Origin of the sequence: Phormidium pseudopriestleyi FRX01, assembly GCF_017313335.1 — a bacterium.
Lineage (GTDB): Bacteria > Cyanobacteriota > Cyanobacteriia > Cyanobacteriales > Laspinemataceae > Laspinema > Laspinema pseudopriestleyi.
In genome coordinates this window covers 1-6,566 of record NZ_JAFLQW010000095.1, presented here as the reverse complement: position 1 = coordinate 6,566, position 6,566 = coordinate 1, and the positions used below count along the sequence as shown (strand labels likewise).

General features: G+C 45.8%; 8 protein-coding genes. 7 read left to right on the top strand and 1 reads right to left on the bottom strand.

All coding sequences use genetic code 11. From position 1 onward, the window contains the following. Positions 1-526 precede the first annotated feature (526 nt). The 6 genes from J0895_RS03945 (at position 527) to hemJ (ending at position 4,224) form a co-directional block, all read left to right on the top strand. Positions 527-982, top strand: a complete 456-nt coding sequence (locus J0895_RS03945; RefSeq protein WP_207086822.1) for a DUF2214 family protein — start codon at positions 527-529, stop codon at positions 980-982. Positions 983-1,126: 144 nt separating this feature from the next. Further along, complete coding sequence (locus J0895_RS03940) at positions 1,127-1,951, top strand: MBL fold metallo-hydrolase (RefSeq protein WP_207086821.1); 825 nt, start codon at positions 1,127-1,129, stop codon at positions 1,949-1,951. Positions 1,952-1,990: 39 nt separating this feature from the next. Beyond that, positions 1,991-2,455 carry a rhodanese-like domain-containing protein gene (locus J0895_RS03935; RefSeq protein ID WP_207086820.1) on the top strand — a complete coding sequence of 155 codons (465 nt, stop codon included), beginning with the start codon at positions 1,991-1,993 and terminating at the stop codon, positions 2,453-2,455. Between the two features lie 335 nt (positions 2,456-2,790). Further along, entirely contained in the window at positions 2,791-3,507 is a 717-nt protein-coding gene (gene hetL / locus J0895_RS03930) for a heterocyst differentiation pentapeptide repeat protein HetL (protein WP_207086819.1), read from the top strand. Positions 3,508-3,513: 6 nt separating this feature from the next. Then, complete coding sequence (locus tag J0895_RS03925; RefSeq protein WP_207086818.1) at positions 3,514-3,651, top strand: hypothetical protein; 138 nt, start codon at positions 3,514-3,516, stop codon at positions 3,649-3,651. A gap of 9 nt (positions 3,652-3,660) precedes the next feature. Next, positions 3,661-4,224: a protoporphyrinogen oxidase HemJ gene (hemJ, locus tag J0895_RS03920; protein WP_207086817.1), complete on the top strand. Its 564-nt coding sequence runs from the start codon at positions 3,661-3,663 to the stop codon at positions 4,222-4,224. Between the two features lie 70 nt (positions 4,225-4,294). Here hemJ and acsF read toward each other — a convergent pair whose 3' ends face one another. Next, positions 4,295-5,368, bottom strand: a complete 1,074-nt coding sequence (acsF, locus tag J0895_RS03915) for a magnesium-protoporphyrin IX monomethyl ester (oxidative) cyclase (protein WP_207086816.1) — start codon at positions 5,366-5,368, stop codon at positions 4,295-4,297. Positions 5,369-5,610: 242 nt separating this feature from the next. On the opposite strand from acsF, the gene J0895_RS03910 reads away from it, so the two are divergent. Beyond that, entirely contained in the window at positions 5,611-6,357 is a 747-nt protein-coding gene (locus J0895_RS03910; protein WP_207086815.1) for a biliverdin-producing heme oxygenase, read from the top strand. Positions 6,358-6,566 lie beyond the last annotated feature (209 nt).

Genomic DNA, 6,566 nt, shown 5'->3' with positions numbered 1-6,566 from the left:
CCCTTCGACCCTTCGACCCTTCGACCCTTCGACCCTTCGACCCTTCGACCCCCTTCGACCCTTCGACTGGCTCAGGGCTCAGGGCTCAGGGCTCAGGGCTCAGGGCTCAGGGCTCAGGGCTCAGGGCTCAGGGCTCAGGGCTCAGGGCTCAGGGCTCAGGACAGGCCTCTCCCAAAGGGGGAGAGGGGAGCCGCACCCGGGCATAAATCATTGAGGATTGCTATAGAGCTTGGACTCAATCAGTTGTAGAATGCCCTCACCCCCAACATAAGGCGGCCCACAACGGGAGAGGGGAGCCGCACCCGGGCATAAATCATTGAGGATTGCTATATATATCAGGGTTTAAATCGAGTAAATTCCTGGTTTTCTTGACAACTTTTGGGCTACTTTTGCCGTCTAGCTGGATCAGAAATTTGGGTTACTTTACTCATCATGAGTTGAAAATTTTGATTTCGGCTCTTGCTTATTTCATCCGGTAGCGATCGCAAGATTTAGGACATCATCTATTCTTTCTTCATCTAAAACAATGTGGGCTAGTTCAATTACAGCGTATTTCCATTACTTCGGGTTCATGCTGGCTTTTGCCGCCCTGACGGTAGAGGTTTTAAACCTAAAAAAAGATATGACTCTCGATGAAGCGAAACGAGTAGCTTTTGCAGATTTGGCCTATGGGATAGGGGCGGTGGCTATTCTAGTCACGGGGGTATTGAGAGTTCTCTATTTTGGCAAGGGAACGGATTATTATTTGAATAATCCGTTTTTTTATGCCAAAATGGGGGTGTTTATTCTAGTGAGTTTATTCTCCCTGTATCCAACCTTTACCTTTATCTGGTGGTTTAAAGATTTACAAAAAGGTCAGCCTCCCGCCTTGGAACTTGAGCGCGTGACAAAACTGAATTGGCTGATTAAGGGAGAATTATTGGGGTTTACAATCTTGCCGCTGCTGGCAGCAGTGATGGCGAGAATGAGTGGATGGATTTAAGGGAGAAATGGTAGGGTTTTCCTAGGACCAGCAAGATGAGGAAAGAACTGAGGCGAAAACAGTGCTTTTCAATATTAACGGGAGATTGATGCTTAAAAAATGGACAGAAATATCAGGGAGTTCGGTAGAGTGGGTTAGTCTGGTATGAACAACTTTGTGGCAGTCACGGTTTTAGTTGAAAATACGGCTTCGGGGAGAGGATTGCTGGGGGAACATGGAGTTTCTTATTTCATTGAAACCGCAGGTTCTCAGATTTTATTTGATACGGGACAGGGATTGGCACTGAAACACAATGCTAAACAGTTGGAAATTTCTTTTTCCGATATAGATGCGGTGGTTTTGAGTCATGGTCATTATGATCATGCTGGGGGTTTAATGACGGTATTAGAAAACTCTTATCCTCGATTATTTCTGCATCCCTCGGCCCTCAATCCCAAATTTAGCCCCCGAGGGGATATTGGTTGTCCGATTCAGGATCCTGATATTCTCGCCCAGAAATCTAGGGAGGTGATTTGGACTGAAACCCCGACAGAAATTGTTCCGGGAGTTTATGTTACTGGGACTATTCCCCGGGTTCATCCGTTAGAGGATACGGGGGGTCAGTTTTGGCAAGATTCTCAGCATAATCAGGTGGATGTTATTTTAGATGACCAAGCCTTATTTATAGAGACAATGGAAGGGGTGGTTGTTGTTTTAGGCTGCGCTCATGCAGGAGTGATTAATACACTCAATTATATTGCTACATTGACGGGTGAAGATAAGTTTTATGCCGTGATTGGGGGAATGCACCTGTTGAATGCTAGTGCCGATCGCCTGCAAGCTACGGCAGAAACATTCAGAAAGTATGACTTGCAACTGATTGGGGCGAACCACTGCACGGGAATGAGAGCACAGGTGTTTTTATGGCAGGAGTTTCCGCTAAAATGTAGGAGTTGTTCTGTCGGAACTCGTTTATTGTTTGGCCGGTAAAAGCCCGGAATTTAATCTTAGGATGGAGGAAATTACTCAATGATAAAATTTGTAAAGACTTTATTTTTAATCCTGTTTTTCTGTTTGTTAATGGGAACAGTGGCTCCGGGTCCAGTTCAGGCGGTTTCAACCCCGTCTAATCCAGCATTGTCTGAGGCGATCGCACAGTTTTTGGATGACATTCCTGGGGATTATTACACTATCATGGGAATTCCCGAACTCAAACGCATGGTAGACCCGGAAAAGGCTTTATTAATTGATATCCGACAGCCTTCTGAGTACGCCTCGGGTCACATTTTAAATGCGATTAATATTCCCCTGAGAACTTTACCGGAAAATATCGATAAAATCCCCCAAAACCGCCCGGTTATTTTGTATTGCACCTCGGGATATCGCACCGGCATCGGTGTGATGACTTTGCGACTTTTAGGATATACTAACGTCAGTGCATTTCCCCCAAGTATTCAGGGGTGGAAAGCGTCGGGAGAACCGTTGGAAAAGTAAACATTCTATCATCAACCCCGGGCATCATTATGAATCAATTCCCTGAATCCCTTTGAAACAGTAGTCTTCCTGATTTTGGATTCTTTAATTAAGATTTTTTAGGGTTGCCTTCAAAGGTTAACTGATATCAGGAAACTTTGACAAAAGCTGGAAATTTTGAGAGTGGAAACCCGAAGGTTTACAGTTGGGGGTTCAGGATTGGCTAAACCGCAGCAATCCTGAACCCCAATCGTTTGAATCAATGGGGTGTGGTGACCATCAAACCTGGGGAGTCACCATGATAAACTGTTTTCATCAAACGGTTACTGTCCACTCATCCTTTAACTAGAAACCCCATGAACAGTGAAGAGATTCAAAAACGATATCTTGAAGGCGATCGCAACTTTCGGAAAGCGAATCTCCGGGAAGCGGATTTAATTGACGGTCATTTCCACGGAATCAATTTAAATCAAGCCGATTTACGACAATCTCGACTCGGTAAAACTGACTTCAGTCGCGCCAGTTTTCGTGAGGCAGATTTGAGCGAGGCAATCCTGTGGGGAACTGAATTAAGTGAGGCGGATTTGTATCGCGCTGTTCTGAGGGAAGCTGATTTGAGTGGTGCCAAGTTGACTTATGCCAATTTAGAGTTAGCGAACCTGAGTAAAGCTAGTTTATGTGGTGCCAATTTAGTCGGGAGTCGGTTATCCCGGGCGAACTTGTTTGAAGCGGATCTGCGTCCCACTTCTGACCAAGTAACGGATTTGGGTCGTGCTATATTAACCTATGCTGATTTATGTTACGCCAACTTAAGTGGTGCGTTGTTGTATCAAACGGATTTAGAACGGGCAAAGCTATGTCGTGCTCATCTGAATCGGACGCTTCAACAGGATGCAGCGGATCTGAGTGAAGCAATTTTACGCGAGGTTGACCTGAGTTTTGCCGACTTGACGGGGGTCAATTTACGCGGGGCTGATTTACGGGGGGCTGATTTGACCGGCGCGATTCTGATTGATGTCAATTTAGAAGATGCTACCATGCCTGATGGCACTCTTTACCAAAAATCAAACTGATTTGGCGTGGGTTTTGGTGCCGTGAATCGGTATGATATTAAAGTGATTTCTGGCCCTAGGCCGATCGCCTGTTTCGTCGGCGTCTGGACCCAATCCTCGCGATCGCATCTCGAATCAATACCCAGTTTGTCTTCCAAGGAGTAATCAAAGTTTATGGCGTATCTGTGGTTTAAGTCTTTCCATATTATTGGCTTTGTCGCTTGGTTTGCCGGATTGTTTTATTTACCCCGGTTGTTTGTCTATCATATTGAAGCCAGTGACCGCCCGGAAGCCGTTAGATCCGCTCTCAAAACCGAGTACAACCGCATGGAAAAACGGCTTTATAAATTAATTATGATGCCGGCGATGATTTTTACAATTATCATGGCAGCGGGCATTATCTACCAGCAACCCGGAGTTTTTAAGGAAACTTGGCTTCATGTCAAACTGTTGTTAGTCTTGGCTTTAGTCGGCTTCCATTTTTACTGTGGCCGGGTGATTCGTCAGTTGGAAGAGGGAACTTGTTCCATTAGTGGAATCCAAATGCGACGGCTGAATGAAGTCCCGACTATTATACTCGCTTTAGTCGTGTTTTTAGCCATTTTTAAAAACAACTTTCCCACGGATATTGTTTCCTGGGGAACTATTGCCGCCATTGTTGCCTTTGCGGTGATTATTCAACTCTATGCTCGCAAACGTCGCTTGCAAGAACAGGGAGAATTGGAGGCATCTAGTTAAGTTCCTGACATGAGTAACGATCGCCCTTAGACTCATTCCTCAAGGGCGATCGGCTCACTCCGGGGAAGTGTTATCGAACCGTTCCCCGGAGTGCCTCACCGTCAATGCCTTTAAGTAAATAAATCCGCAGCAAATGGCCGAAAATCGACAGTTGAAAGGGTAATTTTTTTAACGCCTTAATCCACTTCGGTTGAGAACTAGCATCAATTTCCGATAGCTTTACATTCAGGTCACAACAGCTATTTAACCGGGGGAAAAACTCTGGATGTTCCGTGTTAAGCCCCGATGGAAAAGCTCGCAGTGCAGTTTCGTTGGTTTTGCGAATCACTTCATGATCAAACTCCGTGGGATCAATTCCCAAAGCATCATAAAATCCCGTGCGTTCATGGACTGTCAATGTATGGGTTGCGAACACTGTTAGCAGGAAAAAGCGACTCCACAAACGAGAGGTCCAAGTTTGCCAGAGTTTTGGCTGCGATCGCAGCAGAGCCTTGAAAATATCCCCATGCCGGTTCTCATCCTGACACCAGCTTTCAAAATAGTTGAACAAGGGATAAAACTGATGCTCTGGATGTTTTTCCAAATGGCGATAAATAATAATATAACGCCAATACCCAATCTTCTCAGACAGATAAACCGTGTACAACACCCACTCAATTGGAAAAAACGTATAAACCCGATTTTTCGTCAGATAGCTCAAATCCATCGTACAGCCAAAATCGGCCATCGCCTTATTTAAAAATCCGGCATGACGCGCTTCATCTCTAGCCATCAAACTAAACATTTCCGCTAACAGAGGACTCCGCTGTTTCAGGTTGCGCGAGAGTTCCTTAAACAGCAGAAACCCCGAAAATTCCGACACACAGGACCGTTCCAAATAGTCGATAAAGGCTTGTCGCGCCTCTGAGGTAAGATGGTCCCAGGATTGGGCAAACTCCTCATTTCGCACGAAGTGATGGCGGTTGTAGTCCGCCCGCATTTCCTCTAGCATCGCCCGCAACTCGGTTTCCTGAGCGGATAAATCTAGGTTGGCCGTCTTCTCAAAGTCGGTTGTATAAAACCGAGGGGTCAGGATATTTTCTTTCAGGGCTTTGGTTTTGGTGACGGACATCTCGGCAGCAGCCTGGGATGGGGTAGAAATCATGACTGGCTCTTCTGAAATAACTTAATAGCTTTCAAGTTATAATACTTTTTCGATTTTGAAAAGACCCTTACCCCAAAACCGTAACAATCGTTAACGTTTGGCAATTGTTAAGTTATGTAACAATCCATTGCTTTATCGCTGTATGGCTATATACTGACTGAAGTCGGTCGCGGTTTCCCTTGCTGGAGATGGCCCCAACCGGCATTACCCAGATAAATCTAAAAGGAAAAAGGTCATTTGACATGAGCCACGATTTAGCCACCCGCCTGAGAGAAGGAACCCAAAAGTCCCATACTGCCGCCGAAAATACAGCTTATATGAAGTGCTTCCTCAAAGGGATTGTCGAGCGGGAGCCATTCCGCAAGTTGCTCGCCAATCTCTATTGGGTGTATAGTGTGATGGAAGAAGCGATGCGACGACACCAGGATGATCCGGTAGTCGGACCGATGTATTTCCCGGAACTCAACCGCACGGCGAATCTGGAAAAAGACCTCGCCTTTTATTATGGTGAGAATTGGCGCGATCAGATTGTCCCCTTAAATGCGGGTAAAGTTTACGTCGATCGCCTTCAGGAATTAGCGGATACAGACCCGGCACTGCTGATTGCGCATGCCTATACTCGCTATATGGGAGACCTCTCCGGGGGTCAAAGTTTGAAAAAGATTATCCAATCGGCTCTTGATTTACCCGAAAATCAAGGCACATCCCTCCATGAATTTGAAGCAATTCCCACCGTAGAAGCGCGACGAGCCTTTAAAGAAAAGTATCGGGATGCCTTGAATTCCTTACCCGTCGATGAAGCAACCATTGAACGGATTGTGGAAGAAGCTAACTATGCGTTTCATCTGAATCGAGATGTGATGCATGACTTGGAAGATGATGTCAAAGCGGCCATTGGGAGTCATGTATTTGAGTTGCTAACCAAGCAGGATAAACCGGGAAGTACCGAGAGTCATTCTCGTCCAATACCGTCGAAAGTAGAAGCCTGATTTTCTGAATTCAAATCGGGCGAGAGAGGCTTGATTTGGACTCGCTGTATTTGGTGAAAGAACCCCACCCTAACCCGGACCTTGGTAAGGTCCGGGGACCGGAGAGATTTTGTTAAACCATTAAGTTTTCACCAAATATGGTGAAAGAACCCCACCCTAACCCGGACCTTGGTAAGGTCCGGGGACCGGAGAGATTTTGTTAAACCATT

Bases quoted from the DNA above. Each gene is read 5' to 3' on its own strand.
- J0895_RS03945 (WP_207086822.1), top strand. From the start codon at position 527: ATGTGGGCTAGTTCAATTACAGCGTATTTCCATTACTTCGGGTTCATG.
- J0895_RS03940 (WP_207086821.1), top strand. From the start codon at position 1,127: ATGAACAACTTTGTGGCAGTCACGGTTTTAGTTGAAAATACGGCTTCG.
- J0895_RS03935 (WP_207086820.1), top strand. From the start codon at position 1,991: ATGATAAAATTTGTAAAGACTTTATTTTTAATCCTGTTTTTCTGTTTG.
- hetL (WP_207086819.1), top strand. From the start codon at position 2,791: ATGAACAGTGAAGAGATTCAAAAACGATATCTTGAAGGCGATCGCAAC.
- hemJ (WP_207086817.1), top strand. From the start codon at position 3,661: ATGGCGTATCTGTGGTTTAAGTCTTTCCATATTATTGGCTTTGTCGCT.
- acsF (WP_207086816.1), bottom strand. From the start codon at position 5,368: ATGATTTCTACCCCATCCCAGGCTGCTGCCGAGATGTCCGTCACCAAA.
- J0895_RS03910 (WP_207086815.1), top strand. From the start codon at position 5,611: ATGAGCCACGATTTAGCCACCCGCCTGAGAGAAGGAACCCAAAAGTCC.